Origin of the sequence: Pseudomonas sp. HMSC067G02 (assembly GCF_001813485.1) — a bacterium.
Classification (GTDB): Bacteria; Pseudomonadota; Gammaproteobacteria; order Pseudomonadales; family Pseudomonadaceae; genus Pseudomonas; species Pseudomonas aeruginosa.
In genome coordinates this window covers 47,672-74,166 of the sequence record NZ_KV812698.1, presented here as the reverse complement: position 1 = coordinate 74,166, position 26,495 = coordinate 47,672, and the positions used below count along the sequence as shown (strand labels likewise).

The following is a 26,495-nucleotide window of genomic DNA, read 5'->3' as shown; positions in this document are numbered from 1 at the left end:
GAGAAGCCCTATATGATCGCTTGCCTGCGTCCGCTTTCTGCTCTGATCCTGGCCGGTCTGCTGACCGCCTGCGCGACCTCGTCCAATTCCGGACTGGGCGAACTTCCCCGTACGCCGAATGCCAGCATCGAGCAGTTGTTGCAACAGGCCAGCCAGAGCAAGCCCGAGGAAGCGGCGCTGCTGCGCCTCTCGGCAGCGGACCTTGCCTACCAGCAGAAGGACCTCGCCAGGTCCACCGCCATCCTGGGACAGATCCCGCTGGAAAGCCTGAAACCGGCCCAGCAGGTCTTCGCCAGCACCCTGAACGCCGAACTGGCCCTCGCCCGCAGCAAGCCCAAGGCCGCCCTGCAGGCATTGCAGCATCCGAGCATGCAGCATCTCAGCGAGTTGCCGGTGACCCAGCAGGTTCGTACCCAGCGCGCCAAGGCCCAGGCCCTCGCCGCCGACGGCCAGGTCCTTGCCGCAGCCAAGGAGCGCATCTACTTCGCCCCGCTGCTCGAGGGCCCGGCGGTGATCGAGAACCAGGAAAAGATCTGGACCCTGGTCAGCAGCCTGCCGGTCGACCAGTTGCAACCGAGCGCCAACGAAGGCGACCTCAGTGGCTGGCTGGCCCTGGCCCGCATCACCAAGACCTCGCCGACCCTGCAGCAACAGCAGGCCAGCATCGAGAGCTGGCAACAGCAGAACCCCGAGCACCCGGCGGCCAAGCACTTGCCGGCGGCGCTGGAGAAACTCAAGACGCTGTCCCAGCAGCCGCTGACCCGCATCGCCCTCCTGCTGCCCCAGCAGGGACAGTTGGCCAACGTCGCCCGGGCCCTGCAGGACGGCTTCCTCGCCGCCCACTTCCAGGCCCAGCAGGCCGGCCAGAACCCTCCTTCGATCAAACTCTACGACAGTACCCAGGTGCGCTCGCTAGATGACTTCTACCGCCAGGTCCAGGCCGATGGCGTCGAACTGGTCGTCGGTCCACTGGAGAAGCCGCTGGTCAAGCAACTCGCCAGCCGCGAGCAACTACCGATCACCACCCTCGCACTCAACTACAGCGACAACAGCCAGGAAGGCCCGGCGCAGCTGTTCCAGTTCGGCCTCGCCGCCGAGGACGAAGCGCGCGCGGTGGCCAGCCGGGCCTGGGGCGACGGCATGCGCCGGGCCGTGGCGCTGGTGCCGCGCGGCGAATGGGGCGACCGCGTGCTGGCCGCCTTCAGCCAGAGCTGGCAGTCCGCGGGCGGCAGCCTGATCGCCGCCGAGCATGTCGACCAGCCGGTACAACTGGCGCAACAGATCGCCGACCTGCTGCAACTGCGCCAGAGCGAAGGCCGCGCCCAGCGCCTGCAAGGCGCCCTCGGCAGCCAGATCGCCACCCAGCCGTCGCGCCGCCAGGACATCGACTTCGTGTTCCTCGCCGCCACCCCGCAGCAGGCCCGCCAGATCAAGCCGACCCTGGCCTTCCAGTACGCCGGCGACCTTCCGGTCTACGCCACTTCGCACCTCTACACCGGGACCAACAACCCGACCCAGGACCAGGACCTCAACGGCATCCGCTTCTGCGAGACCCCGTGGCTGCTCAACCCCAGCGACCCGACCCGCCAGCAGGTCGCCGCCCAATGGCCCCAGGCCAACGGCAGCATGGGCCGCCTCTACGCCATGGGCGTCGACGCCTACCGCCTCGCTCCGCGACTGCCTGAACTGAAGGCCGTGCCGAGCCTGCAGATCGACGGCCTGACCGGTACCCTGAGCCTGAATCCGACCCAGCGCATCGAACGCCAGTTGCAATGGGCCGAATTCCGCAATGGCCAGGCCCAGCCGCTGGGGACCACCAGCTTTTGACCGATAGGGAAAGCTCCCGGGACAAGGGGCGCCAGGCCGAGGAACTGGCCTGCGCCCATCTACGGCGACAGGGCCTTGCCACACTTGGCAAGAATTGGACCTGTCGCCGCGGAGAGCTCGATCTGGTCATGCTCGACGGCGATACAGTAGTATTCGTCGAAGTCCGCTCCCGCCGGCATCGCGCCTGGGGCGGAGCCCTGGAGAGCATCGACGCGCGCAAGCGGCAACGCCTGATTCTCTCCGCCGAACTTTTTCTGCAACAGGAGGCGCGCTGGGCCAAACGCCCCTGTCGCTTCGATGTGGTCACCGTCGATACCAGCGACGGACAATCACCACCGCGACTGGACTGGATTCAGAACGCATTCGACGCCTGATCAGCCGCCCCACCGAAGGTCATTACCGATGGACATGCAACACCGTATCCGCCAGCTCTTCCAGGCCAGCATCGAGACCAAGCAGCAGGCCCTGGAAGTACTGCCTCCCTATATCGAGCAAGCCAGCCTGGTGATGGTCAATGCGCTGCTCAACGAGGGCAAGATCCTCTCCTGCGGCAATGGCGGCTCGGCCGGCGATGCCCAGCACTTCTCCTCCGAACTGCTCAACCGCTTCGAGCGCGAACGTCCGAGCCTGCCGGCCGTGGCCCTGACCACCGACAGCTCGACCATCACCTCGATCGCCAACGACTACAGCTACAACGAAGTCTTCTCCAAGCAGATCCGCGCCCTGGGCCAGCCGGGCGACGTCCTGCTGGCGATTTCCACCAGCGGCAATTCGGCCAACGTGATCCAGGCCATCCAGGCTGCCCACGACCGCGAGATGCTGGTGGTCGCCCTGACCGGCCGCGACGGTGGCGGCATGGCTTCGCTGCTGCTGCCGGAAGACGTGGAGATCCGCGTTCCTTCCAAGATCACCGCACGCATCCAGGAAGTCCACCTGCTGGCCATCCACTGCCTCTGCGACCTGATCGACCGCCAACTGTTCGGGAGTGAAGAATGAGCCGTACCGCCTTCGTCGCCGCCACCCTGGCCCTGAGCCTGGCCCTGGGAGGCTGCAGCAGTTTCCTCAGCGCCACCCGGGACAAACCGATCGACGACGATCGCGGGACCCGAACCATCGGCAGCAAGATCGACGACTCGCTGATCGAGACCAAGGCCGCGGTGAACATCGCCAAGGCCGATCCGGCCCTGGACAAGGACTCTCACATCGTCGTGGTCAGCTACAACGGCATCGTGCTGATCGCCGGCCAGACCCCGCGCGCCGACCTCAAGAGCAAGGCCGAGCAGGCCGCACGCACGGTGCAGAAGGTCAAGAACGTGCATAACGAACTGCAGGTGACCTCGCCCTCCTCCCTGCTCGCCCGCAACAACGACGCCTGGATCACCACCAAGCTGAAGACCCAGATGCTCAGCGATCCCAACGTGCCCTCGTCGCGGATCAAGGTGGTCACCGAGAACGGCATCGTCTACATGATGGGCCTGGTCAACCAGCAGGAAGCCGCCCAGGCTGTCCGCGTCGCCCAGGGCGTCGACGGGGTGCAGAAGATCGTCAAGCTGTTCGAATACATAAACTGAAGAACAGCGAACGAAAAAAAGGCGATCCTTCGATCGCCTTTTTCATTGCTCGCCGTTTACTTGACCACCTTCAGGGATGGCCTGCCACTGGGACGCGGCGGCTCATCGGACGGTCCGCCATCGTCATCGCCCGGCTCGTCGTCCACCGGACCCGGCTGCTCCAGATCGAAGACCATGCCCTGGCCGTTTTCCCGGGCGTAGATGGCCATTACCGCCAGCGCTGGAATGTACAGGCTCTGCGCCACGCCGCCGAAACGCCCCTCGAAGCTGACCGCCTCGTTGTCCATGTGCAGATGCCGCACGGCAGAGGGCGAGACATTGAGCACGATCTGCCCATCGCTGGCATAGCCCGGAGGCACCTTTACCCCGGCGAACTCTGCGTTCACCAGGATATGCGGCGTGCAATCGTTGTCGACGATCCATTCATAGAGCGCGCGGACCAGATAGGGACGGCTGGAATTCATCTTCATGTTCCTTAACGCATATCTCGTTCAACGGAAGACAGGCTGGCCCGGAAGCTTTCCCGGGCGAATCCGCGCTCCATATAGTCGAGCAACGGCTTGGCCTGCCGCGGCAACTCGATGCCCAGCAACGGCAGACGCCAGAGGATCGGCAACAGGCAGCAATCCACCAGGCTGAAATCCTCGCTGAGGAAATATGCCTTGTCGGCGAACAGCGGGGAAACCCCGGTCAGGCTCTCGCGCAACTCCTTGCGCGCCTGGACCCGCTCGGCCTCCTTGCTGCGCGCATCCAGGATCCGGTCCACCAGGGAACACCAGTCCCGCTGGATACGATGGATCAACAGGCGGCTGTTGGCACGCTTCACCGGATAATCGGGCAGCAGCGGCGGATGCGGATAGCGTTCGTCGAGGTATTCCATGACCACCGTCGGCTCGTACAGCGCCAGGTCGCGATCGACCAGGGTCGGTACGCTGCCGTAGGGGTTGACCTCCGCCAGCATCGGCGGACAGCGGCCCGCCTCGATATCGATCACCTCTACCGCCACGTTCTTCTCGGCCAGGACCAGGCGGATGCGATGGCAGTAATGATCGGCAGGGTCGGAATAGCAGGTCAGCTTGTTGATTGAAGCCATGGAGCCCTCCTCGCAGGTCGACTTGTGGGAGGTGAAAAGACGCGCGCGCCCCGTAGGGCGCGCGCTTCGAAGACCAACGTGCGGGTTAGTGCACGTCCTTCCAGTACTCGCGCTTGAGGAGATAGGCGAATACGAAGAAGAAGGCCAGGTAGAGCAGGACGTAGGTACCGATACGCTCGGAGGCCAGCTTGTTCGGGTTGGCCGAATAGGCCAGGAAGGTCACCAGGTTCTTGACCTTCTCGTCGAACTGGGCTTCGTTCAGCTCGCCGGTCTTCGGGACCACGGTCAACTGGTCACAAGCTTCGTGAGTCAGCGGGGTACCGGTCAACGGATCGAACTGCTTCTTGCCATCCTCGACCACCTGTACCTGCTTGCAGCCGATCACCTGGCGTCCCTGCAGGGGCGCCAGGACGTTCGGCATGCCGACGTTGGGGAAGATCACGTTGTTCACGCCCCACGGACGCTTGGGATCCTCGTAGAACGAGCGCAGGTAGCTGTACAGCCAGTCGGTGCCGCGTACGCGGGCAACCAGGGTCAGGTCCGGCGGAGCAGCGCCGAACCAGGTCTTGGCGTCGGCCGGCTTCATGCCGATGTCCATGTGGTCGCCGATCTTGGCGCCGGTGAACACCAGCTTCTCCATCATCAGATCGGTAGGAATGCCCAGGTCGGTGGCGACACGCTCGTAACGCTGGAACTTGGCGCTATGGCAGCCCATGCAGTAGTTGGCGAAGGTACGCGCGCCATCCTGCATGGCCGCCTTGTCGGTCAGGTCGATGTCGACATGATCCAGTTGCGGCCCATGGCCGCCAGCGGCGAAACCCAGGACTGGCAGTACCGCCAGAATCAGTGCAGCGAATTGCTTTTTCATCAGCCAGTCACCCTTTCCGGAACCGGTTTGGTCTTCTCCATCCGGGTGTAGAACGGCATCAGGATGAAGAAGGCGAAATACAGGACGGTGCAAACGCGCGACAGGGTAGTACCCAGCGGGCTCGGAGCCTGGGCGCCGTAGTAGCCGAGGATCACGAAGGACACCGCGAAGATCACCAGCCACAGCTTGCTCAGCCAGCCCTTGTAGCGGATCGAGCGAACCGGGCTGCGATCCAGCCACGGCAGGACGAACAGCACGGCGATCGCCGCCCCCATCGCCACCACGCCCATCAGCTTGTCCGGAACCGCGCGGAGGATCGCGTAGAACGGGGTGAAGTACCAGACCGGAGCGATGTGCTCGGGGGTCTTGAACTGGTTGGCCATCTCGAAGTTGGGCTTCTCGAGGAAGTAGCCGCCCATTTCCGGGAAGAAGAAGATCACGGTGCAGAAGATGAACAGGAACACCACCACACCGACGATATCCTTCACGGTGTAGTACGGATGGAACGCGATGCCGTCCAGCGGTACGCCGTTCTCGTCCTTCTTCTTCTTGATGTCAACGCCGTCCGGGTTGTTCGAACCGACTTCGTGCAGCGCCAGGATGTGCAGCACGACCAGGCCGAGCAGGACGATCGGCAGGGCGATCACATGCAGGGCGAAGAAGCGGTTCAGGGTGATGCCGGAGATCAGGAAGTCACCGCGGATCCACTGGGCCAGGTCTTCGCCGACCACCGGAATCGCGCCGAACAGGGAAATGATCACCTGGGCGCCCCAGTAGGACATCTGACCCCAAGGCAGCAGGTAGCCCATGAAGGCCTCGGCCATCAGCGCCAGGTAGATCAGCATGCCGAAGATCCACACCAGCTCGCGCGGCTTCTGATAGGAGCCGTAGAGCAGGCCGCGGAACATGTGCAGGTAGACCACGATGAAGAACGCCGATGCACCGGTGGAGTGCATGTAGCGAATGATCCAGCCGTAGTCGACATCGCGCATGATGTATTCGACGGAAGCGAACGCCTCTTCGGCCGACGGCGTGAAGCTCATGGTCAGCCAGATGCCGGTGAGGATCTGGTTGACCAGCACCAGCAGCGCCAGGGAACCGAAGAAATACCAGAAGTTGAAGTTCTTCGGTGCGTAGTACTTGCTCAGATGGTCTTCCCACATCTTGGTCGCGGGAAAACGCGCATCGACCCAAGCCATGAACTTGTTCATCAGGCTTTCTCCTGGTCCACGCCGATGGTGATGACGTCGTCAGCATCGAACGTATAAGGCGGAATCGGCAGGTTCAGCGGCGCTGGCTGGCCTTTGTAGACACGACCGGCGAGGTCGTAGTGGGAGCCGTGGCAAGGGCAGAAGTAGCCACCCTTCCAGTCCGGACCGAGGTCGGCGGGGGCGACTTCGGGACGGAAGGTCGGCGAGCAGCCCAGGTGGGTGCAGATGCCGACGATCACCGCCAGTTCCGGCTTGATCGAGCGAAGCTTGGGATCGACGTACTCCGGCTGCTCCGAGGCCTTGGAGTCCGGGTCGGCCAGTTGTCCTTCGAGGCTCGGCAGGGCGTCCAGCATCTCCTTCGTGCGGTGCACGATGAATACAGGCTTGCCGCGCCATTCAGCGATGATCTGCTGACCTGGATCGATCTTGCCCACGTTCACCTGCACCGGCGCGCCAGCAGCCTTGGCTTTGGCACTGGGGAACCATGACCCTACGAACGGGACCGCAGCACCCACCGCTCCCGCCGCGCCAACCACAGAGGTGGCCGCGACGAGGAAGCGACGCCGGCCTGCATTCACGCCGTCATTACTCATTCAGTCGTCTCCCATCAGCTTCAGACCTGTTCTAATCAGGCCTTTAAGTAAAAATTCGAGCCGCGCAAAAAATTCGCCAAATGGTAAAGAAAACCCCCTTTGATGACAAGGTAATAGCCTGACACAAAACGCCCGAAACCCTTGTAGGGCGCGCCCTTCGGCCATGCGACACCTTGCCGCAGAGTTAAAGCGTAGACATAAAAAAACGCCCAGCTCCGAAGAGGTGGGCGTTTTTCAGCAAGCGTCGAATTAACGCTTGGAGTACTGCGGACGCTTACGCGCTTTACGCAGACCGACTTTCTTACGCTCGACTTCACGGGCATCGCGAGTCACGTAGCCGGCCTTGCGCAGCGAGCTACGCAGGGTTTCGTCGTACTCGATCAGGGCACGGGTGATGCCGTGACGGATCGCACCGGCCTGACCGCTTACGCCACCGCCAACGACGGTAACGAAGATGTCGAACTTCTCGACGGTCTCGGTCAGCTCGAGCGGCTGACGCACGACCATGCGAGCGGTTTCACGACCGAAGAACTGATCGAGACCACGGTTGTTGATGGAAATCTTGCCAGTACCCGGACGCAGGAAGACGCGAGCGGTAGCGGTCTTACGACGGCCAGTGCCGTAATTTTGAGTCGCCGACATAATGAGCTATCCCGTTAAATCTTCAGTTCTTGGGGCTGCTGAGCGGTGTGCGGGTGGCTGGCACCCTTGTACACCTTCAGCTTGCGATACATATCGCGACCCAGAGGGTTCTTCGGCAGCATGCCTTTTACAGCGGTCTCGATGACGCGCTCAGGGGCCTTGGCGATCAGCTTCTCGAAGTTGATCGACTTGATGCCGCCCGGGAAGCCGGAGTGGTGGTAGTACATCTTGTCGGTGGTCTTGGCACCGGTCACACGCACCTGCTCGGCGTTGATGACGACGATGTAGTCGCCGGTGTCAACGTGCGGAGTGTACTCAGGCTTGTGCTTGCCACGCAGGCGGCGGGCAATTTCGGTCGCCAGACGACCCAGGGTCTGGCCGGCAGCGTCGACGACGAACCAGTCGCGCTGTACAGTTTCCGGTTTCGCGGTATAGGTTTTCATTCGTTATAGCCTCAGGGGCCGCCTGAAAATAAGACGGCGAATCTTACTGGACAGTGGTTGCCTTGACAAGTCAAGGACAGCCGAAAACAGACACGAATTGGGGCTCGGGTCGGTGTGCGTCCGTAACGACTAGATACATCGATCGGCAGGCTTGGCATCCCCCACCGATGAAAGGCTGCGGAATTATGCAGATTTCGCCAGAATTTACAACCGCATTAACCACTTAATTTCACGAGGACACCCGCATGGAGTATCGCCCGCTCGGCCGCACCGATCTGAAAGTCAGCGTCCTCTGCCTCGGCACCATGACCTGGGGCGAGCAGAACAGCGAGCAGGACGCCTTCGCCCAGATCGCCAGGGCCAAGGCCGCCGGGATCAATTTCATGGATACCGCCGAAATGTATCCGGTGCCGCCCCGCGCCGAGACCTACGCCAGCACCGAGCGCATCATCGGCAACTGGTTCCGCCGCAGCGGCGACCGCGCCGACTGGATCCTCGCCAGCAAGATCGCCGGCCCCGGCAACGGCATCAGCCATGTGCGCGACGGCAACCTCAAGTTCAACCGCCAGCACATCGTCGCCGCCCTCGATGCCAGCCTGGAGCGCCTGCAGACAGACTGGCTGGACCTCTACCAGTTGCACTGGCCGGAGCGGCGGACCAACTTCTTCGGCCAGCTCGGCTACCAGCACCAGGAAGAGAGCTTCACACCGCTGGAGGAAACCCTGGAAGTGCTCGACGAGCAGGTGCGCGCCGGCAAGATCCGCCACATCGGCCTGTCCAACGAGACACCCTGGGGCACCATGACCTTCCTCAGGCTCGCCGAGGAGCGCGGCTGGCCGCGCGCGGTATCGATCCAGAACCCCTACAACCTGCTCAACCGCAGCTTCGAGGTGGGCCTGGCGGAAATCGCCATCCGCGAGCAGTGCGGCCTGTTGGCCTACTCGCCGATGGCCTTCGGCATGCTTTCCGGCAAGTACGCGGACGGCGCCCGCCCGGCCAACGCGCGCATCAGTCTCTACAGTCGCTTCACCCGCTACACCAACCCGCAGGCGGAAGCGGCCTGCGCGCGCTACGTGGCGCTGGCCCGCGAACATGGACTGGAACCGGCGCAGATGGCACTGGCCTACGTCACTTCGCGGCCGTTCGTGACCAGCAACATCATCGGCGCGACCTCGCTGGAACAGCTGGAAACCAATCTCGGCAGCGTCGACCTGAGGCTGGACGAGGAGGTGCTCGCCGGTATCGATGCGATCCACCGGGAGCAACCGAACCCGGCTCCCTGAGGCTCCAGGGGCCTGGCGGTGCCGGCGGGTTCGGCGGACAACCGCGCGATGCGGTCGTTCGCCCCTCCCGGTGGCCAGGAGCGCCTCACAGGGCCCGCGCGATGATCTCCTTCATGATCTCGTTGGTACCGGCGTAGATCCGCTGTACCCGGGCATCGGCCCAGGCCCGCGCCACCGGATATTCCCACATGAAGCCGTAGCCGCCGTGCAACTGCACGCATTCGTCGAGCACCTTGCATTGCAGGTCCGTCGTCCAGTACTTGCACATGGCGGCGGTGGGTACGTCCAGCTTGCCCTGGAGATGCAGCTCCATGCAGCGATCGACGAAGACCCGGCCGACCTGGATCTCGGTAGCCATCTCGGCAAGCTTGAAGCGGGTATTCTGGAAGTCCGCCACCGACTTGCCGAACGCCTTGCGCTCGCGAGTGTAGTCGAGCGTCCATTGCAGGGCCGCCTCGGCCGACGCCAGCGCGCCGATACCGACGGTCAGGCGCTCCTGCGGCAGCTCCTGCATCAGGTAGATGAATCCCTGGCCGTCCTTGCCGAGCAGGTTCTCCCGGGGAATCCGCACATCCTGGAAGAACAGCTCGGAGGTGTCCTGGGCCTTCATCCCGACCTTCTCCAGGCGCTTGCCCTTACTGAAGCCCGGCGTACCCGCCTCGACCACGAACAGGCTTATGCCCTTGGCGCCAGCCTTCGGATCGGTCTTCGCCACCACGATCACCAGGTCGGCGAGGAAGCCGTTGGTGATGAAGGTCTTCGAGCCATTGATGACATACTCGTCGCCATCCAGTACCGCCGTGGTCTTCACCCCTTGCAGGTCGGAACCGGCCCCCGGCTCGGTCATGGCGATGGCCGCGACCATCTCGCCGGATACCAGCTTCGGCAGGTACTTGCGCTTCAGCGCCTCGCTGCCGTAGTGGAGGATGTAGGGCGCAGCGATGTCCGAATGCAGGGAGAAACCGATCCCGGTCAGGCCGGCCCGACCGATCTCTTCGATGACCACGGCGCTGTAGAGGAAGTCCGCGCCCATCCCGCCATACTCTTCCGGCAGGTGCGAACAGAGCATTCCGGCCTCGCCAGCCTTGTTCCAGAGCGCGCGGTCGACATGCCCATCCTTTTCCCATTGGTGATGGAAAGGCACGGCTTCCTGTTCGAGAAACTTGCGCACGCTGTCGCGAAACAGTTCGTGGTCGGAGCTGAACAGGGTTCTCGGTATCATCGTGGTCACCTGGAAACGGTCTGGGATCGGGTTGGCTGCACGCGGCAGGTCTTCGACTGTAGGGAAATGCCCCGACCGACGCACTGGACAGTTGCGCCAAAAAATAAGACGATCCAGCCGCCTTTTGACCGCTTTCCCTTACTCACAACAACGATAAAAATCCATGCGCGCTCAATCCGCTCCGGTGCTGAAACATGTCGGCATCGTCGCCATCGACGGCGTCTTCGCCTCGACCCTGATGCAGGCCAAGGACTTCTTCCACATGGCCAGCCTGCGCCACGGCAAGCAGCAGGGCCTCGGTCTCCAGCCGGCCTTCCGCACCCGCATCCTCAGCCCCGACGGCCAGCCGGTACGCAGCTTCAGCGGCGACAGCATCGCCGTGGACGGTCCCCTCGCCGCCTGCGATATCGTGGTCCTGCCCGCCTTCTGGGGCGACTTCGACGCGCTCGAACGGCGCTATCCGCAAATCGTTCCCTGGTTGCGCCGCAGCCATGCCGAGGGAACCGCCCTCTGCGGCGAGGCGACCGGGGTCTTCTGGCTGGCCCAGGCAGGCCTGCTGGATGGCAAGGAAGCGACCACCTACTGGCGCTTCTATCGGGAATTCGCCGAACGCTTCCCGAACGTGCTGCTCAACCAGGAGAAGCACCTGACCGATGCCGACGACCTGTTCTGCGCCAGCGGCGTCACCTCCGCCTGCGACCTCTACATCTATCTGATCGAGCGTTTCTGCGGCGGATCGGTGGCCCAGGCGGTGGCCCGGGATACCCTCTACGAAGTACAGCGCAGCTACACCCCAGGGCGTATCGGCTTCGGCGGACAGAAGCTGCACCATGACCCGACGATCCTGCAGATCCAGCAATGGCTGGAAGACCACTTCGCCGACAAGTTCCGTTTCGAGGACGTCGCCCGCGACCACGGCATGAGCATCCGCAACTTCATGCGGCGCTTCCAGGCCGCTACCGGCGACAAGCCACTGCACTACCTGCAGCGACTGCGGATCGAGACCGCCAAGGGCATGCTCTCGAGCACGCGCAAGAGCATCAAGACGATCAGCTACGAGGTCGGCTACGACGACGCCAGCTTCTTCGCCCGCCTGTTCCGCCAGCACACCGAACTCTCTCCCCACCATTACCGTCGCCAGTTCATGCAGAAGGAAAGCTGAGCCGGACATCGCCAGGCCTGCCCGAACGGCATCGGCGCCGGCGCTTTCCCTACAGAACCTAGGATAGGTAGCCAGGTCGGCCTTCGCGGGTTCTCATGAATCCGCAGGCCCGCCGCAGACGCGGGCGTTCCGAACAACGACAAGAACGGACCTTTGCCATGCGCCTTTATCTGCTCGCCTTCCTGGCCCTCTTCGGTATGAATGCTATGGCCGCCGACAACTGGAAAGCCTTCCCCTACGACCAGAGCGCCTATGACTATCCAGGCGACAAGTTGAAGGAAGCCTGGCCGCGCCTGACCCGCGGCTTCGGCGACTATCCCTATCCGGACGCCGACTGGGTGGTGAACATGGCGACCTCCCATCCGGATGCCCTGGAAAAGACCGTGAAGGCCGGCACCGGCTTCACCGGCAAGCCGGAAGAGGCCGCGCAATATGCGGCGCGCCTGCAGGATGTCTGGCGCCTGCTGTTCCGCGGCGACTACGCCAAGGCCAAGGAGCAGGGACTGGCCCTGGGAGTCGGCGGCCAGGTACCGGCGATGTTCGCCCAGGTGCTCTACGCCATGTTCCTGGCTCCCGACCAGGCGGAGAAACAGCGCCTGCTCGAAGAGGTCATCGACTACACCGAACAGGCCGGCCCGCTGGTCAAGGCCGATATCGTCGCCCAGTTCGGCAGCGTCTACGCCAAGGCGCGCCTGGCCGAGGAGCTATCGGTACCGGTAGTGCTCAAGCGCGGCTATACCAGCGAAATCCCCAAGGAACTGGACGCCCTCCTGGCCAGGCAACCCAACCAGCCGTTCGCCCTGGCGCTCTACGGCGGCTACGAGGCGGGAGTGATCCGCAAGGTCGGCAAGCTGGTCGGCAAGATGACCTACGGGGTCAGCGCCGACAAGATGGAACAGTACTTCGCCCGCTCCTTCCGCCAGGCCAACGACCTGCCGATCGGCCACTACGAGTACGCCAACGCGCTGACCTACGTATACGGCGACGACGAGCGGGAGAAGGCCATCGCCCAACTGAAGCAGGCCGTGGCGATCAAGCCGATCAACGCCATGGAAGCCCTCGAAGTGGCCCATGCGAAGAAGCTCCTCGCCGGCTTCGAGCAGAACACCGCGCAGCGCTGAAACGCCGCGCGTCCATGAAAGAAGGGGTTGCCATCGGCAACCCCTTTCTCGTTTCAGCCCCGGATCAGGGCCGGTGCGGACGCGTGAGGTATTCGTGGGACTGCATTTCCAGCAGACGACTGAGGGTGCGCTGGAATTCGAACTCCAGTCGGCCGCCGCTGTAGAGATCCTTTAGCTCGACCTCGGCGGAGATGATCAGCTTGACGCTGCGGTCGTAGAACTCATCCACCAGGTTGATGAAACGCCGCGCCATGTCGTCCTTGGTGACGCCCATCTGCTCGACGTTGGAGATCAGCACGGCGTGGAAAATCTTCGCCAGCTCGATGTAGTCGTTCTGGCTGCGCGGGCCGTCGCACAGCTCACGGAATTCGAACCAGGCCACGTCGTCGCAGGTCAGGCGCGCGCGGATCTCGCGGTTCTCGATCATCAGCGCCTCGTCGCGCTGGGCCTTGGCACAGTCCGGGGTCAAGGCCTTGAAGCTGCGCGCCATCTCCTCCTCGACCTGTTCGCTGAGCGGCCAGTGGAACAGCTCGGCCTGCTCCAGCGCGCGCAGGCGATAGTCGACGCCGCTATCGACGTTGACGATCTCGGTATGCTCCTTGAGCAGGGCGATCGCCGGCAGGAAACGGGCGCGTTGTAGGCCGTCCTTGTACAGGCCGTCCGGCACGATGTTGGAGGTCGCCACCAGGCTCACGCCGTTCTTGAACAGCTCTTCCAGCAGGGTGGCGAGGATCATCGCATCGGTGATGTCGGAGACGAAGAACTCGTCGAAGCAGATCACCCGCGCCTCGTCGGCGAAGCGCTTGCCGATGATGGTCAGCGGGTTCTTCTCGCCCTTGAGGGTCTTCAGTTCTTCGTGTACCCGCTTCATGAAGCGGTGGAAGTGCGTGCGCACCTTCTGCTCGAACGGCAGCGACTCGAAGAAAGTGTCCACCAGGTAGGTCTTGCCACGGCCGACGCCGCCCCAGAAATACAGGCCCTTCACCGGCCCGCCGGACTTCCTGCCGAGCAGCTTGCCGAACAGGCCGGGCTTGGCATGGTCGGCGGCGACCAGGTCATCGTAGAGGCGTTGCAGATGCTTCACGGCATTCGCCTGTGCGGCATCGTGGAAGAAATCGGGGCGTTGGAGATCGGCCTGGTAGCGCTCGAGGGGCGTCATGATCGGTAGCAATGCAACGAAAACGGGGCCGTCACTTTAGCGACGACCCCGTCTCTTGGCAATCGGCCATCCGTCGAGGATGCACCGGGGCTGCCTACTCCTGCGGCGCCAGCGCTTCGCGGGTGCGCTCGATGGCGGCGTCACGGGCGGCGGCGTCGGCGAAGGCCGGGCTCTGCGCCACCGCCTCGCCATCCAGCCACAGGCCAAAGGCATTGCCCTCGGCCCGCAGGTCGGCAGTCTCGCCAGCCAGCAGGCGCTTGCTCACCGCACCGGCGGCCTTGCCGTCGGCGAAGGCGCGGGACAGCAGCAGCTGTTCGCCGGCGGCGTCCAGCAGGCGGAAGCGGAAGCTGCCGTCGTCGTCGCGGAAGCTGACCAGGCGCGCAGCCTTGGCGGCCTTCTTCTTGCCGCTCTCGGTACTTTTCAGCGGCTCGCGCAGGGAGCGCAGGCCGACTGCCTCGCGCAACTCGGCGATGAATGGGGTGGCGATGCGGCGCGCCTTGGCGGCGCCGGCGAGGAGAATATCCTCGATATCGTCGGGCTTGGCGATCAGCGCCTGGTAACGCTCGCGAGCCTCGCCCAGTTCGTTGTCGAGCAACTGGAACAGGCGCTGCTTGGCTTCGCCCCAGGCCAGGCCGTCGAGCAGTTCCTGGCGGAACGCGGCGACCTGTTCGGCGCTGGCGAAGGCCGAGTAAAGAAGGAACAGGTGCGAACTGTCCGGGTCCTTCGGCTCACCCGGCGCGCGCGAGTCGGTGACGATGCGTGCGATGGCGTCCTTGAGCTGCCTGGACGGGCTGAACAGCGGAATGGTGTTGTCGTAGCTCTTGGACATCTTGCGTCCGTCCAGGCCCGGCAGGGTGGCGACGTTTTCCTCGATCACCGCTTCGGGCAGGACGAAGAACTCGCGGCCGTTGCCGAACAGGTGGTTGAAACGCTGGCCGATGTCGCGGGCCATCTCCACGTGCTGCACCTGGTCGCGGCCGACCGGGATCTTGTGCGCGTTGAACATCAGGATGTCCGCGGCCATCAGCACCGGATAGCTGTAGAGGCCCATGGTCACGCCGGCGTCCGGGTCTTCGCCGGCCTCGACATTGCGGTCCACCGCGGCCTTGTAGGCATGCGCGCGGTTGAGCAGACCCTTGGCACTGACGCAGGTGAGCAACCAGGTCAGCTCGGGAATCTCGGGGATGTCCGACTGCCGGTAGAAGGTCGCACGCTCGACGTCCAGGCCGCCGGCCAGCCAGGTCGCGGCGATTTCCAGGCGCGAGCGCTGGATACGAGCGGGATCGTCGCACTTGATCAAGGCGTGGTAGTCCGCCAGGAAGTAGAACGAATCCACGTCGCTCCGACGGCTGGCGAGGATCGCCGGGCGGATGGCGCCGGCGTAGTTGCCCAGGTGCGGAGTGCCGGTAGGAGTGATGCCGGTCAGGATACGAGTAGTCATGCGATACCAGATGTCAGGCAAAGAAAAGAATGGCGCGCCGGATGGTAGCAGGGCCGGCGCGACGACGTCAGTCCTGCAGGCGTGGCAGCAACAGGTCCTTCAGATCGATCAGCTTGCCATGGAAGAAATGTCCGCTTTCCGCCACCCGCAACAGCTCGTGCGGTCGTGCCAGGGACTCGCTCCAGGCATATACCGCGGCCGGCGTGACCACGTCGTCGTCCTCCGGCTGCACCACGGTCAGCGGGCAGCGCGCAGGCAGGCTGACCGCGAAGCGCTCCACCGGCGGCGCGATCATGAACAGCCGCGCCAGCCCGACACCCTCCGCCTCCAGGCGACCCGCCAGATTGCCGGCAACGCAGGAACCGAAGGAAAAGCCCATCAGTGTCAGCGGCAGCCCCGGATGGCGTGCCAGCAACCAGCGCGCAGCGGCCTCGGCGTCGTCGATTTCGCCGATCCCCTCGCCATAGCTGCCGGCGCTCTGGCCAACGCCACGGAAGTTGAAACGCAGGGTCGCCAGGCCGGCATCGCGGGCGCTGCGTTGCAGAGTGGCGACCACCTTGTTCTGCATGGTGCCGGCGAACAGCGGGTGCGGATGGCAGACCAGAGCGATGCCGCGGGCATCGGGCAGATCGAGGTGCAGGGCTTCCAGCGGCCCGCAGGGGCCATCGATGGATACAGGGATTTCGCGGGTAGACAAACAGAAACTCCGTGACCCCGGCTCGGGTCGACTCGTCTAGCAGATTACTCCAAGCGACACAGGCACTTACTCGCGTGCCGTGGTATACAGCTCGGACTCAAGCCGTTAACGTAAAGCAAAGCCGTCTATAGAGGAAGGATTCGCGTGGAACAGTCGCTCACCGCCTGGCTGCTGCCGGCCCTCGCCCTGGTCGCCGGGGTCGCCATCGGTTTTCTGATCGCCCGCCTGCTGCCCAACGCCGCGCCGAACAAGGTGCAACGCCAGATGGACGACCTGCAGGACCGCTTCGACAGCTATCAGCGCGAAGTCGTGACCCATTTCAACACCACCGCCAGCCTCGTGAAGAAGCTGACCCAGAGCTACCAGGACGTGCAGGAGCACCTCTCCGACGGCGCCCAGCGCCTGGCCCTGGACGAACAGACCCGCCAGCGTCTGCTGGCTGCGCTGCATGCCGACGAGGCCTACCCGGCCGAGCGCCGCGAGCGCCTGACTCCGCCGGCCTCCGGCGAAGTGCCGAAGGACTATGCGCCGAAGAGCCCGGACAGCCCCGGCACCCTCGACGCCACCTACGGCCTGAAAGGCAAGTACTGACGCACTGCGCGAACCTGCCGACGCCCATGAAAAAGCCCCGCATCCGCGGGGCTTTTTCATGGCTGCGAGACGATCAGATCGCCTGGCGTTCGCGCAACAGGTCGAGCACCTGCTTCACGCCGTCCTCGACGCTCAGCGACTGGGTATCGATCACCAGGTCGGCATCCAGCGGCACGTCGTAGGGGAAGGACTCGCCGGGGATATTGTCCTCGCCCGCCGCATACAGCCCCTGGGGATCGCGTTCGCGGCAGACCTGCGGCGACGCCTGCACATAGACGGTGATCAGGCGCTCGGCACCGATCAGCGCCCTGGCCTGCTCGCGCCCTTCCGCGCTCGGCGCGACGAAGGCGCAGAGGCTGATCAACCCGGCCTCGTTGAACTGCTTGGCGACATGGGCGGTACGCAGCCAGTTCTCGGTGCGTCCGGCGCGGTCCTGCGGCAACCCCTTGTTCAGGTCGTGGCGCAGGTTCTGCCCGTCCAGCACGTAGACCGCGCGGCCCATATCGAACAGCTTGCGCTCCACGGCGTAGGCCAGGGTGCTCTTGCCGGCGCCGGAGAGGCCGCTGAACAGTACGGTCGCCGGCTGCTGGCCGAAGCGGCCGGCACGCTCCGCGCGCGTTACATGGGCATTCGAACCGTGATGCGCGCTGCTGCCATGGGCCGCCGGCGGAGCGGAGACGATCATGCCGGCGCCAACGGTGCCGTTGGTCAGGCGATCGATGACGATGAAGGCGCCGGTGGTGCGGTTCTGCTCATAGCCATCGAGCGCGATGGGCGCGTCCAGGCTGACCTTGACCCTGGCGATCTCGTTCAGCTTCAGCTCGCTGCCCGGGGTCCGCTCCAGGGTATTCACGTCCACCTTGTGGACGATGCTCGGAATCGAACCCGGCACATAGCTGGTAGCGCGCTTGATATCGTACTTCTTGCCCGGAAGCATCGGCTCCTCGGCCATCCACACCAGCATGGCATCGAAGCCGTCGGTGACCAGCGGGCGATTGTCGGCATGCACCAGCATGTCGCCGCGGGAAACGTCGATCTCGTCTTCCAGGGTCAGGGTGACGGCCTGGCCGGGACCGGCCTGCTCCAGTTCGCCCTCGAAGGTGACGATGGATTTCACCTTGCTGCCCTTGCCCGACGGCAACGCCACCACTTCGTCGCCCTTGCGCACCACGCCGCTGGCCAGGGTACCGGCGAAACCGCGGAAGTTCAGGTTCGGCCGGTTCACGTACTGCACCGGGAAGCGCATGTCATCGAGGTTGCGGTCGGCGGCGATCTCGACGGTTTCGAGGATTTCCATCAGCGACTGGCCGGCGTACCAGGGCGAACGCTCGGACTTGTTGACCACGTTGTCGCCCTTGAGCGCCGACATCGGCACGAAGTGCAGCGAACTGGTCTTCAGACCGATCTTCTCGGCAAAGGCCAGGTAGTCGGCCTTGATCTGTTCGAAGACACCCTGGTCGAAGTCCTTCAGGTCCATCTTGTTGATGGCGACCACGATATGCCGAATGCCCAGCAGGGACGCGATGAAACTGTGCCGGCGGGTCTGGGTCTGCACGCCGTAGCGGGCATCGATCAGGATGATCGCCAGGTCGCAGGTCGAGGCACCGGTGGCCATGTTGCGGGTGTACTGCTCATGGCCGGGCGTGTCGGCGATGATGAACTTGCGCTTGGCGGTGCTGAAGTAGCGGTACGCCACGTCGATGGTGATGCCCTGCTCGCGCTCGGCCTGCAGGCCGTCGACCAGCAGCGCCAGGTCGACGTCGTCGCCCGTGGTGCCGACTTTCTTCGAGTCGCGGGTGATGGCCTCGAGGTGATCCTCGTAGATCATCTTGGAGTCATGCAGCAGGCGCCCGATCAGGGTGCTCTTGCCGTCATCGACGTTGCCGCAGGTAAGGAAGCGCAGCAGTTCCTTGCGTTCGTGCTGCCCCAGGTAGGCGAGGATGTCCTCGCTGATCAGATCGGATTGATGAGACATGCTGCGTACCCTCAGAAATAGCCCTGACGTTTCTTTTCTTCCATCGAACCGGCCTGGTCATGGTCGATGACCCGGCCCTGGCGTTCGGAAGTACGCGTCAGGAGCATTTCCTGGATGATTTCCGGCAGCGTGGTGGCGCTGGACTCGACCGCGCCGGTGAGCGGGTAGCAGCCGAGGGTACGAAAGCGCACCATGCGCTTCTCGATGCGGGCTTTCTCTTCGTCAGAGAGATGCTCGAGGATGCGCTCGTCGTCGATCATGATCAGCGTGCCGTTCTTCTCGATAACCTCGCGCTCGGCGGCGAAGTACAGCGGGACGATCGGGATGCCTTCCAGGTAGATGTATTGCCAGATGTCCAGCTCAGTCCAGTTGGACAGCGGGAAGACGCGGATCGACTCGCCCTTCTTCACCTTGCCGTTGTAGATGTTCCACAGCTCGGGACGCTGGTTCTTCGGGTCCCAGCGGTGCTTGCTGTCGCGGAACGAATAGACCCGTTCCTTGGCCCGCGACTTTTCCTCGTCGCGGCGCGCACCGCCGAAGGCAGCGTCGAAACCGTACTTGTCCAGGGCCTGCTTGAGTCCCTCGGTCTTCATCACATCGGTGTGCTTGGCGCTGCCGTGGGTGAACGGGTTGATGCCCTGGGCGACGCCGTCCGGGTTGACGTGGGTGATCAGGTCCAGGCCCATTTCCTCGACCATCCGATCGCGGAACCTGTACATCTCCTGGAATTTCCAGCGGGTGTCCACGTGCATCACCGGGAAGGGCAGCTTGCCGGGGAAGAAGGCCTTGCGGGCCAGGTGCAGCATGACCGCGGAATCCTTGCCGATCGAGTACAGCATCACCGGGTTATCGAACTCGGCGGCCACCTCGCGGATGATGTGGATGCTTTCCGCCTCCAGCTGTTTCAGGTGCGTCAGTTTGTCGACCATGGCTACTCACGGAATTGCTTATGGACGGCCGTCGGGCCGTAGACGAACGCGCACTCTATCACAGCGCAAGGCTCTAAAAGATTCGCCATTTATACCGAAAAAATATACCCATATAGCCATCAGCGCTCAGCCTCGCAGCCGGCGAAAACACTGGCGTCGAGAGGTTTTCCAGGGGCGTTTCGCAGACCGGGCGGACAAAGCTGAGACGGCATCGTCCCGGACCGGACAAAGCCGTCGCCGCGACAGCGAGCAGACAGTCCGCCCCCCTTTCGGCGGCTCGACTTGTACGCCAGCGGCACTGCGCTAGCATAGCGGGCATCGTCATTCCGCCAAGAAGACCCCAGATGCGCCGTACCGCCCTCGCCCTGCCCCTGTTCCTTCTGGTCTCAGCATGCAGCAGCGAACCGACGCCACCACCGAAACCCGCCGCCAAACCCCAGGCCCGCACCGTCATTTCCCCCCGCCCCGTACGCCAGTCGGTGCAACCGATACTGCCGCTGCGCGGCGATTACGCGAACAATCCGGCGGCACAGCGCTTCATCGACAGGATGGTCAGCCAGCACGGCTTCAACCGCCAGCAACTGCACGACCTGTTCGCCCAGACCCAGCGCCTGGACTGGGTGATCCGCCTGATGGACCGGCAAGCTCCGACCTATACCCCACCCAGCGGACCGAACGGCGCCTGGCTGCGCTACCGGAAGAAGTTCGTCACGCCAGGCAACGTACAGAACGGCGTGCTGTTCTGGGACCAATACGAAACCGACCTGCAACGGGCATCGCGCGTCTACGGCGTGCCGCCGGAGATCATCGTCGGCATCATCGGCGTGGAAACCCGCTGGGGGCGGGTGATGGGCAAGACGCGGATCATCGATGCGCTGTCCACCCTGTCCTTCTCCTACCCTCGCCGCGCGGAGTTCTTCAGCGGCGAGCTGGAACAATTCCTCCTCCAGGCGCGCAAGGAAGGCACCGACCCGCTGGCCCTGCGCGGTTCCTATGCCGGCGCCATGGGCTACGGCCAGTTCATGCCGTCTTCATTCACCAAGTACGCGGTGGACTTCGATGGCGATGGGCATATCGACCTGTGGAATCCGCGTGACGCGATCGGCAGCGTCGCCAACTATTTCAAGCAGCACGGCTGGGTCAGCGGCGATCGCGTGGCGGTTCCCGCCAGCGGCCGGGCGCCCTCGCTGGAGGATGGCTTCAAGACGCTGTACCCGCTGGACGTGCTCGCTTCCGCCGGACTACGCCCGCAGGGTCCGCTCGGCGGCCACCGGCAAGCCAGCCTGCTGCGCCTGGACATGGGCAGGAACTACCAGTACTGGTACGGCTTGCCGAACTTCTACGTGATCACCCGCTACAACCACAGCACCCACTACGCGATGGCTGTCTGGGAACTGGGCAAGGAGGTCGACCGGGTGCGTCATCGCTCCGTCGTCAGGCAGGATTAGGACAGTCGATGAACAGGTGCTCGATGGCGAAGCGCTTGCCCAGGTAGTCGCCCAGCGCCTGCACCCCATAGCGCTCGGTGGCGTGGTGTCCGGCGGCGATGAAGCTGATGCCGTTCTCCCGCGCGCTGTGCACGGTCTGCTCGGAAACCTCGCCGGTCAGGTAGGCATCGACGCCGGCGGCGATCGCCTGGTCGATATAACCCTGGGCGCCGCCGGTGCACCAGGCGATGCGTCGGATCGGCTGGCCGGCGTCGACCAGCAGCGGCTCGCGCCCCAGCGCATCGCGCACATGCCGAGCGAAATCGGCAGGCTGCATCGGCTCGGCAAGCGAACCGAGGAGGACGATGGAACGCGGGTTGCCCGGCTCCAACGGCCCTTCCACTTCGAAGCCGAGCTGCCGGGCGAGCTGCACGTTGTTGCCCACCTCCGGATGCAGATCCAGCGGGAGGTGGTAAGCGAGCAGACTGATATCGTTGTTCAGCAAGGTCTTCAGGCGCCGTTGCTTCATGCCGACCACGCAGGGATTCTCACCCTTCCAGAAGTAGCCGTGATGCACCAGCACCACGTCGGCGTCGGCCTCCACGGCGGCATCCAGCAGCGCCTGGCTGGCAGTGACCCCGCTGACGATCCGCCGCACCTGCGGCCGGCCCTCGACCTGCAGGCCGTTCGGGCAGTAGTCCTGGATGCGCGCGGCATCCAGATAACGGTCGGCCTCTTCGACCAGGGTGCTCAGGGCGATAGCCATGCAAATTCCTCTTCATTCAGGCAGGGCGCGCCGCTCCTCTAATGGACGGCTTCCCCCTATAATGGGCGCCACCTTATCGGCCGCTTTTCGGCCTCGCAACCCCAAGGATTGTCCCGATGCCCAAGGCCCTGCGTTTCCTCGGCTGGCCCGTGCTGGTCGGCGTGCTGCTGGCCCTGCTGATCATCCAGCGCAACCCCGAGCTGGTCGGCCTGCCACGCCAGGAGGTGCACGTCGAGCAGGCGCCTCTGCTCAGCCGTCTGCAGGAAGGCCCGGTGTCCTATGCCAATGCGGTGAGCCGGGCGGCTCCGGCAGTGGCCAACCTGTACACCACCAAGATGGTCAGCAAGCCCTCCCACCCATTGTTCGACGACCCGATGTTCCGCCGCTTCTTCGGCGACAACCTGCCACAACAGAAGCGCATGGAATCGAGCCTCGGCTCGGCAGTGATCATGAGCGCGGAAGGCTACCTGCTGACCAACAACCACGTGACCGCTGGCGCCGACCAGATCATCGTGGCCTTGCGCGACGGCCGCGAAACCATCGCCCAGTTGGTCGGCAGCGACCCGGAAACCGACCTGGCCGTGCTGAAGATCGACCTTAAGAACCTGCCGGCGATGACCCTCGGCCGCTCCGACGGCATTCGCACCGGCGACGTCTGCCTCGCCATCGGCAACCCGTTCGGCGTCGGCCAGACCGTGACCATGGGCATCATCAGCGCCACCGGACGCAACCAGCTCGGCCTGAACACCTACGAAGACTTCATCCAGACCGACGCGGCGATCAACCCCGGTAACTCCGGCGGCGCGCTGGTGGACGCTGCCGGCAACCTGATCGGCATCAACACGGCGATCTTCTCCAAGTCCGGCGGCTCCCAGGGTATCGGCTTCGCCATCCCGACCAAGCTGGCCCTGGAGGTCATGCAGTCGATCATCGAGCACGGCCAGGTGATCCGCGGCTGGCTCGGCGTCGAGGTCAAGGCGCTGACCCCGGAACTGGCGGAGTCGCTGGGCCTCGGCGAAACCGCCGGGATCGTCGTCGCCGGCGTCTATCGCGACGGTCCGGCGGCGCGCGGCGGCCTGCTGCCGGGCGACGTGATCCTGACCATCGACAAGCAGGAAGCCAGCGACGGCCGCCGCTCGATGAACCAGGTGGCGCGCACCCGTCCGGGACAGAAGATCAGCATCGTGGTGCTGCGCAACGGACAGAAGGTCAACCTGACCGCCGAGGTCGGCCTGCGTCCGCCGCCGGCACCGGCTCCACAGCAGAAACAGGACGGCGGCGAGTGATCCCCGCCATTGAAAACGGCGCCCTCGGGCGCCGTTTTCGTATCACTTGAGGAAGTGCAGGGCGTCCAGTAGCGCCTGGTTCTGCTCCGGACTGCCGATGGTGATACGCAGGAACTGGTCGATCCGCGCCTGCTTGAAATGGCGGACGATCACTCCCTGCTCGCGCAGGGTCGAGGCAATCTGCCCGGCATCGTGCCGCGGATGACGGGCGAAGACGAAGTTGGCGGCCGACGGTAGCACCTCGAAGCCCAGCGCCTGCAAAGAGGCGCTCAACGCCTCGCGGCTATCGATCACTGCCTGGCAGGTCCGACGGAAATAGGCGTCGTCCTCGAAAGCCGCCGCCGCGCCGGCGATCGCCAGGCGATCCAGCGGATAGGAATTGAAGCTGTTCTTGATCCGCTCCAGCGCCTCGACCAGATCGGCATGGCCGACCGCCAGGCCGACCCGCAGGCCGGCCAGGGAGCGCGACTTGGACAGCGTCTGGGTGACCAGCAGGTTCGGGTAGCGATCGACCAGGGCGATGGCGCTCTCGCCACCGAAGTCGACATAGGCCTCGTCGACCACCACCACCGAATCCGGCGACGCCTTCAGCATCGCTTCGATGGCGTCCAGCGGCAGCAGGCAGCCGGTCGGCGCGTTCGGATTGGGGAAGATGATCCCGCCGTTGGGCCGCGCGTAGTCTTCGACGCGGATGCGGAACCTTTCATCCAGCGCGATCTTCTCGTGCGCGATCCCGTACAGGCCGCAATAGACCGGGTAGAAGCTGTAGGTCACGTCCGGGAACAGCAGCGGCAGGTCGTGTTGGAACAGGCCATGGAAAATGTGCGCGAGCACCTCGTCGGAGCCGTTGCCGACGAACACCTGGTTGGCCTGTACGCCGTAGTGCGCGGCGACCGCCTGCTTCAACCGCTCGCCGTTGGGATCGGGATACAGGCGCAGGTCGTCGTTGAGTTCCGCCTGCATCGCGGCGAGCGCCTGTGGCGACGGACCGTAGGGATTCTCGTTGGTGTTCAGCTTGACCAGCCGCGACAGCTTCGGCTGCTCGCCCGGCACATAAGGCACCAGGTCCTTGACGAAGGGACTCCAGAATTTGCTCATGCTCAGGCCTCCTTCTCGTCGAGGATGCGGTATTCGGCGCTGCGCGCGTGGGCGGTCAACGACTCGCCGCGAGCCAGCACCGAAGCGGTGCGACCGAGGACCGAAGCGCCCTCGGCCGAGCAGTTGATGATCGACGAACGCTTCTGGAAGTCATATACCCCCAGCGGCGAAGAGAAACGCGCGGTACCGGAGGTCGGCAGCACGTGGTTCGGGCCGGCGCAGTAGTCACCCAGGGCCTCGGCAGTGTAGCGGCCCATGAAGATCGCACCGGCATGGCGGATCTCCGACAGCCAGCTTTCCGGATCGGCCACCGACAGTTCCAGGTGTTCCGGGGCGATGCGGTTGGCGACCGCACAGGCCTGGGCCTGGTCGGCGACCTGGATCAGCGCGCCGCGCCCCTCCAGGGAGGTGCGGATGATCTCGGCGCGCTCCATGGTCGGCAGCAGGCGAGCGATGCTGTCCGCGACGCGGTCCAGGAACGCCGCGTCCGGACTGACCAGGATCGACTGGGCGTCTTCGTCGTGTTCGGCCTGGGAGAACAGGTCCATGGCGATCCAGTCGGGATCGGTCTGGCCATCGCAGACCACGAGGATTTCCGAGGGACCGGCGATCATGTCGATGCCGACCTGGCCGAACACGTGACGCTTGGCGGTGGCCACGTAGATGTTGCCGGGGCCGACGATCTTGTCCACCCGCGGCACGCTTTCGGTGCCGTAGGCCAACGCGGCCACGGCCTGTGCCCCGCCGATGGTGAAGACACGGTCGACACCGGCGATGCAGGCGGCGGCGAGGACGATCTCGTTGATCTCGCCGCGCGGGGTCGGTACGACCATGACCACTTCGGACACCCCGGCGACCTTGGCCGGGATCGCGTTCATCAGCACCGAGGACGGGTAGGACGCCTTGCCGCCCGGCACATAGAGCCCGGCGCGGTCCAGCGGGGTGACCTGCTGGCCGAGCACCGTGCCGTCGGCCTCGGTGTAGCGCCAGGAACCCTGCTTCTGCTTCTCGTGGTAGCTGCGCACGCGCTCGGCGGCGACTTCCAGGGCTTCGCGCTGGGCTACGGTGATGCGGGTGAGAGCCAGCTCCAGGCGCTCGCGCGGCAGGATCAGGTCAGCCATCGAGGCGGCCTGGAGACCGTCGAAGCGCTGGGTGAACTCGACCACGGCGGCGTCGCCACGGCTGCGTACGGCGGCGATGATGTCGAGGACGCGCTGGTTGACCGAATCGTCGGAGACACTTTCCCAGCTCAGCAGATGATCCAGATGACGCCCGAAGTCCGGATCAGCGGCATTGAGTCGACGGATAGCGAAGGGAGCGGTCATAGCGAGCCTCTTTTATGGATGGCGTTGTCTCGGGCGCCGCTAGACTACCAAGCCCACCGTGCGGGCACCCGAGAAAATTTGGCTATGACACGGATAGGCAGGTGCGGCGCGGAGCCGCACGGGTATCAGTGACGGTGTCGCGCCTCGACGGCGTCGCGCAGGGTATCGATCAGCGACTGGATGCGACCGTGCTGCATCTTCATCGAGGCCTTGTTGACCACCAGGCGCGAGCTGATCGTGGCGATCAGTTCCTGGGGCTCCAGGCCGTTGGCGCGCAGGGTGTTGCCGGTATCCACGACGTCGATGATCTTGTCGGCGAGACCGACCAGCGGCGCCAGCTCCATCGAGCCGTACAGCTTGATCACGTCGACCTGGCGGCCCTGCTCAGCGTAGTAGCGCTTGGCGACATTGACGAACTTGGTGGCCACCCGCAGGCGTCCCTTGGGTTCAGGCGCGCCAATGGCGCCGGCGGTCATCAGCTTGCAGTTGGCGATACGCAGGTCCAGCGGTTCGTAGAGTCCCTGGCCGCCGTACTCCATCAGCACGTCCTTGCCGGCCACGCCGAGATCGGCGGCGCCATGCTCGACATAGGTCGGCACGTCGGTGGCGCGCACGATGAGCAGGCGCACATCGGGCAGGGACGTCGGGATGATCAGCTTGCGGCTCTTGTCCGGGTTCTCCGACGGCACGATGCCCGCCGCTGCGAGCAGCGGCAGGGTATCGTCGAGAATCCGGCCCTTGGACAAGGCGATGGTCAGCATTTGC

Annotated in this window: 27 protein-coding genes; 10 read left to right on the top strand and 17 right to left on the bottom strand. The window is 64.4% G+C overall.

What is annotated here, in order from left to right; genetic code table 11:
• Positions 1-12: 12 nt before the first annotated feature.
• From HMPREF2914_RS20530 to HMPREF2914_RS20515, 4 genes are read left to right on the top strand one after another with little or no spacing between them, the layout of a single operon-like run.
• Positions 13-1,827, top strand: coding sequence for a penicillin-binding protein activator (locus HMPREF2914_RS20530; protein WP_023092848.1), 1,815 nt, complete (start codon positions 13-15; stop codon positions 1,825-1,827).
• A complete protein-coding gene (locus HMPREF2914_RS20525) occupies positions 1,824-2,201 on the top strand; it encodes a YraN family protein (RefSeq protein WP_003110149.1) in 378 nt (125 codons plus the stop codon). The genes HMPREF2914_RS20530 and HMPREF2914_RS20525 overlap by 4 nt, the downstream gene beginning before the upstream one ends.
• 28 nt (positions 2,202-2,229) lie before the next feature.
• A complete protein-coding gene (locus tag HMPREF2914_RS20520; RefSeq protein ID WP_003094149.1) occupies positions 2,230-2,823 on the top strand; it encodes a phosphoheptose isomerase in 594 nt (197 codons plus the stop codon).
• Positions 2,820-3,398, top strand: a complete 579-nt coding sequence (locus HMPREF2914_RS20515; protein WP_003094151.1) for a BON domain-containing protein — start codon at positions 2,820-2,822, stop codon at positions 3,396-3,398. The genes HMPREF2914_RS20520 and HMPREF2914_RS20515 overlap by 4 nt, the downstream gene beginning before the upstream one ends.
• 56 nt (positions 3,399-3,454) lie before the next feature.
• Here the strand turns inward: HMPREF2914_RS20515 and HMPREF2914_RS20510 are convergent, their stop codons facing one another.
• The 7 genes from HMPREF2914_RS20510 to rplM form a co-directional block, all read right to left on the bottom strand.
• The gene (locus HMPREF2914_RS20510; protein ID WP_003094153.1) at positions 3,455-3,862 is read right to left on the bottom strand and encodes a ClpXP protease specificity-enhancing factor; all 408 of its coding nucleotides are present in this window, start codon (positions 3,860-3,862) and stop codon (positions 3,455-3,457) included.
• Between the two features lie 11 nt (positions 3,863-3,873).
• Positions 3,874-4,491, bottom strand: a complete 618-nt coding sequence (locus tag HMPREF2914_RS20505) for a glutathione S-transferase N-terminal domain-containing protein (protein WP_003094155.1) — start codon at positions 4,489-4,491, stop codon at positions 3,874-3,876.
• An 85-nt stretch (positions 4,492-4,576) separates the two neighbouring features.
• Positions 4,577-5,359 (bottom strand): cytochrome c1, encoded by a 783-nt coding sequence (locus HMPREF2914_RS20500; RefSeq protein WP_003455493.1) that lies wholly within the window; start codon positions 5,357-5,359, stop codon positions 4,577-4,579.
• Positions 5,359-6,570 carry a cytochrome b gene (locus HMPREF2914_RS20495; RefSeq protein ID WP_003094159.1) on the bottom strand — a complete coding sequence of 404 codons (1,212 nt, stop codon included), beginning with the start codon at positions 6,568-6,570 and terminating at the stop codon, positions 5,359-5,361. The genes HMPREF2914_RS20500 and HMPREF2914_RS20495 overlap by 1 nt, the downstream gene beginning before the upstream one ends.
• Complete coding sequence (petA, locus tag HMPREF2914_RS20490; protein WP_003100631.1) at positions 6,570-7,163, bottom strand: ubiquinol-cytochrome c reductase iron-sulfur subunit; 594 nt, start codon at positions 7,161-7,163, stop codon at positions 6,570-6,572. Before petA ends, HMPREF2914_RS20495 begins: the two co-directional genes overlap by 1 nt.
• Before the next feature lie 249 nt (positions 7,164-7,412).
• Positions 7,413-7,805 carry a 30S ribosomal protein S9 gene (rpsI, locus tag HMPREF2914_RS20485; RefSeq protein WP_003098810.1) on the bottom strand — a complete coding sequence of 131 codons (393 nt, stop codon included), beginning with the start codon at positions 7,803-7,805 and terminating at the stop codon, positions 7,413-7,415.
• 14 nt (positions 7,806-7,819) lie between these two features.
• Positions 7,820-8,248 (bottom strand): 50S ribosomal protein L13, encoded by a 429-nt coding sequence (gene rplM, locus HMPREF2914_RS20480; protein WP_003094164.1) that lies wholly within the window; start codon positions 8,246-8,248, stop codon positions 7,820-7,822.
• Positions 8,249-8,493: 245 nt separating this feature from the next.
• On the opposite strand from rplM, the gene HMPREF2914_RS20475 reads away from it, so the two are divergent.
• Positions 8,494-9,531: an NADP(H)-dependent aldo-keto reductase gene (locus HMPREF2914_RS20475; protein WP_023092849.1), complete on the top strand. Its 1,038-nt coding sequence runs from the start codon at positions 8,494-8,496 to the stop codon at positions 9,529-9,531.
• Positions 9,532-9,616: 85 nt separating this feature from the next.
• Here HMPREF2914_RS20475 and HMPREF2914_RS20470 read toward each other — a convergent pair whose 3' ends face one another.
• Positions 9,617-10,762 carry an acyl-CoA dehydrogenase family protein gene (locus HMPREF2914_RS20470; protein WP_003134747.1) on the bottom strand — a complete coding sequence of 382 codons (1,146 nt, stop codon included), beginning with the start codon at positions 10,760-10,762 and terminating at the stop codon, positions 9,617-9,619.
• Positions 10,763-11,015: 253 nt separating this feature from the next.
• Between HMPREF2914_RS20470 and HMPREF2914_RS20465 the strand changes: the two genes are divergently transcribed.
• Together HMPREF2914_RS20465 and HMPREF2914_RS20460 are read left to right on the top strand one after the other, a co-directional pair.
• A complete protein-coding gene (locus HMPREF2914_RS20465) occupies positions 11,016-11,915 on the top strand; it encodes a GlxA family transcriptional regulator (RefSeq protein WP_003120906.1) in 900 nt (299 codons plus the stop codon).
• A 158-nt stretch (positions 11,916-12,073) separates the two neighbouring features.
• The gene (locus HMPREF2914_RS20460) at positions 12,074-13,036 is read left to right on the top strand and encodes a hypothetical protein (protein ID WP_023092850.1); all 963 of its coding nucleotides are present in this window, start codon (positions 12,074-12,076) and stop codon (positions 13,034-13,036) included.
• 64 nt (positions 13,037-13,100) lie between these two features.
• Here HMPREF2914_RS20460 and zapE read toward each other — a convergent pair whose 3' ends face one another.
• The 3 genes from zapE to HMPREF2914_RS20445 form a co-directional block, all read right to left on the bottom strand.
• Positions 13,101-14,195, bottom strand: coding sequence for a cell division protein ZapE (zapE, locus tag HMPREF2914_RS20455; protein WP_003094297.1), 1,095 nt, complete (start codon positions 14,193-14,195; stop codon positions 13,101-13,103).
• A 94-nt stretch (positions 14,196-14,289) separates the two neighbouring features.
• On the bottom strand, positions 14,290-15,636 hold the full coding sequence (locus HMPREF2914_RS20450) for a tryptophan--tRNA ligase (protein ID WP_003094300.1): 1,347 nt from the start codon (positions 15,634-15,636) through the stop codon (positions 14,290-14,292).
• A gap of 67 nt (positions 15,637-15,703) precedes the next feature.
• Positions 15,704-16,333 (bottom strand): alpha/beta hydrolase, encoded by a 630-nt coding sequence (locus tag HMPREF2914_RS20445; protein WP_003094302.1) that lies wholly within the window; start codon positions 16,331-16,333, stop codon positions 15,704-15,706.
• Positions 16,334-16,477: 144 nt separating this feature from the next.
• On the opposite strand from HMPREF2914_RS20445, the gene HMPREF2914_RS20440 reads away from it, so the two are divergent.
• On the top strand, positions 16,478-16,924 hold the full coding sequence (locus tag HMPREF2914_RS20440; protein ID WP_003094304.1) for a Z-ring associated ZapG family protein: 447 nt from the start codon (positions 16,478-16,480) through the stop codon (positions 16,922-16,924).
• 73 nt (positions 16,925-16,997) lie between these two features.
• Here HMPREF2914_RS20440 and cysN read toward each other — a convergent pair whose 3' ends face one another.
• Positions 16,998-18,899: a sulfate adenylyltransferase subunit CysN gene (gene cysN / locus HMPREF2914_RS20435; protein WP_023092851.1), complete on the bottom strand. Its 1,902-nt coding sequence runs from the start codon at positions 18,897-18,899 to the stop codon at positions 16,998-17,000.
• An 11-nt stretch (positions 18,900-18,910) separates the two neighbouring features.
• The gene (gene cysD / locus HMPREF2914_RS20430) at positions 18,911-19,828 is read right to left on the bottom strand and encodes a sulfate adenylyltransferase subunit CysD (protein WP_003094311.1); all 918 of its coding nucleotides are present in this window, start codon (positions 19,826-19,828) and stop codon (positions 18,911-18,913) included.
• A gap of 344 nt (positions 19,829-20,172) precedes the next feature.
• Between cysD and mltB the strand changes: the two genes are divergently transcribed.
• Entirely contained in the window at positions 20,173-21,276 is a 1,104-nt protein-coding gene (gene mltB / locus HMPREF2914_RS20425) for a lytic murein transglycosylase B (protein WP_003116214.1), read from the top strand.
• Here mltB and HMPREF2914_RS20420 read toward each other — a convergent pair.
• Positions 21,263-22,021, bottom strand: a complete 759-nt coding sequence (locus tag HMPREF2914_RS20420) for a Nif3-like dinuclear metal center hexameric protein (protein ID WP_003094318.1) — start codon at positions 22,019-22,021, stop codon at positions 21,263-21,265. The two genes, mltB and HMPREF2914_RS20420, sit on opposite strands and share 14 nt — an antisense overlap.
• Before the next feature lie 116 nt (positions 22,022-22,137).
• Here HMPREF2914_RS20420 and algW point away from each other — a divergent pair, with 116 nt between their 5' ends.
• Complete coding sequence (algW, locus tag HMPREF2914_RS20415) at positions 22,138-23,307, top strand: Do family serine endopeptidase AlgW (protein ID WP_003134756.1); 1,170 nt, start codon at positions 22,138-22,140, stop codon at positions 23,305-23,307.
• Between the two features lie 42 nt (positions 23,308-23,349).
• Here the strand turns inward: algW and hisC are convergent, their stop codons facing one another.
• From hisC to hisG, 3 genes are all read right to left on the bottom strand, one after another.
• The gene (gene hisC / locus HMPREF2914_RS20410) at positions 23,350-24,405 is read right to left on the bottom strand and encodes a histidinol-phosphate transaminase (protein ID WP_003098833.1); all 1,056 of its coding nucleotides are present in this window, start codon (positions 24,403-24,405) and stop codon (positions 23,350-23,352) included.
• A gap of 2 nt (positions 24,406-24,407) precedes the next feature.
• Complete coding sequence (hisD, locus tag HMPREF2914_RS20405; RefSeq protein WP_023084733.1) at positions 24,408-25,730, bottom strand: histidinol dehydrogenase; 1,323 nt, start codon at positions 25,728-25,730, stop codon at positions 24,408-24,410.
• Positions 25,731-25,855: 125 nt separating this feature from the next.
• Positions 25,856-26,491, bottom strand: coding sequence for an ATP phosphoribosyltransferase (gene hisG, locus HMPREF2914_RS20400; RefSeq protein ID WP_003094331.1), 636 nt, complete (start codon positions 26,489-26,491; stop codon positions 25,856-25,858).
• Positions 26,492-26,495: the final 4 nt, after the last annotated feature.

Bases quoted from the DNA above. Each gene is read 5' to 3' on its own strand.
- HMPREF2914_RS20530 (WP_023092848.1), top strand. From the start codon at position 13: ATGATCGCTTGCCTGCGTCCGCTTTCTGCTCTGATCCTGGCCGGTCTG.
- HMPREF2914_RS20520 (WP_003094149.1), top strand. From the start codon at position 2,230: ATGGACATGCAACACCGTATCCGCCAGCTCTTCCAGGCCAGCATCGAG.
- HMPREF2914_RS20515 (WP_003094151.1), top strand. From the start codon at position 2,820: ATGAGCCGTACCGCCTTCGTCGCCGCCACCCTGGCCCTGAGCCTGGCC.
- HMPREF2914_RS20510 (WP_003094153.1), bottom strand. From the start codon at position 3,862: ATGAATTCCAGCCGTCCCTATCTGGTCCGCGCGCTCTATGAATGGATC.
- HMPREF2914_RS20505 (WP_003094155.1), bottom strand. From the start codon at position 4,491: ATGGCTTCAATCAACAAGCTGACCTGCTATTCCGACCCTGCCGATCAT.
- HMPREF2914_RS20500 (WP_003455493.1), bottom strand. From the start codon at position 5,359: ATGAAAAAGCAATTCGCTGCACTGATTCTGGCGGTACTGCCAGTCCTG.
- HMPREF2914_RS20495 (WP_003094159.1), bottom strand. From the start codon at position 6,570: ATGAACAAGTTCATGGCTTGGGTCGATGCGCGTTTTCCCGCGACCAAG.
- petA (WP_003100631.1), bottom strand. From the start codon at position 7,163: ATGAGTAATGACGGCGTGAATGCAGGCCGGCGTCGCTTCCTCGTCGCG.
- rpsI (WP_003098810.1), bottom strand. From the start codon at position 7,805: ATGTCGGCGACTCAAAATTACGGCACTGGCCGTCGTAAGACCGCTACC.
- rplM (WP_003094164.1), bottom strand. From the start codon at position 8,248: ATGAAAACCTATACCGCGAAACCGGAAACTGTACAGCGCGACTGGTTC.
- HMPREF2914_RS20475 (WP_023092849.1), top strand. From the start codon at position 8,494: ATGGAGTATCGCCCGCTCGGCCGCACCGATCTGAAAGTCAGCGTCCTC.
- HMPREF2914_RS20465 (WP_003120906.1), top strand. From the start codon at position 11,016: ATGGCCAGCCTGCGCCACGGCAAGCAGCAGGGCCTCGGTCTCCAGCCG.
- HMPREF2914_RS20460 (WP_023092850.1), top strand. From the start codon at position 12,074: ATGCGCCTTTATCTGCTCGCCTTCCTGGCCCTCTTCGGTATGAATGCT.
- zapE (WP_003094297.1), bottom strand. From the start codon at position 14,195: ATGACGCCCCTCGAGCGCTACCAGGCCGATCTCCAACGCCCCGATTTC.
- HMPREF2914_RS20450 (WP_003094300.1), bottom strand. From the start codon at position 15,636: ATGACTACTCGTATCCTGACCGGCATCACTCCTACCGGCACTCCGCAC.
- cysN (WP_023092851.1), bottom strand. From the start codon at position 18,899: ATGTCTCATCAATCCGATCTGATCAGCGAGGACATCCTCGCCTACCTG.
- cysD (WP_003094311.1), bottom strand. From the start codon at position 19,828: ATGGTCGACAAACTGACGCACCTGAAACAGCTGGAGGCGGAAAGCATC.
- mltB (WP_003116214.1), top strand. From the start codon at position 20,173: ATGCGCCGTACCGCCCTCGCCCTGCCCCTGTTCCTTCTGGTCTCAGCA.
- HMPREF2914_RS20420 (WP_003094318.1), bottom strand. From the start codon at position 22,021: ATGGCTATCGCCCTGAGCACCCTGGTCGAAGAGGCCGACCGTTATCTG.
- algW (WP_003134756.1), top strand. From the start codon at position 22,138: ATGCCCAAGGCCCTGCGTTTCCTCGGCTGGCCCGTGCTGGTCGGCGTG.
- hisC (WP_003098833.1), bottom strand. From the start codon at position 24,405: ATGAGCAAATTCTGGAGTCCCTTCGTCAAGGACCTGGTGCCTTATGTG.
- hisD (WP_023084733.1), bottom strand. From the start codon at position 25,730: ATGACCGCTCCCTTCGCTATCCGTCGACTCAATGCCGCTGATCCGGAC.
- hisG (WP_003094331.1), bottom strand. From the start codon at position 26,491: ATGCTGACCATCGCCTTGTCCAAGGGCCGGATTCTCGACGATACCCTG.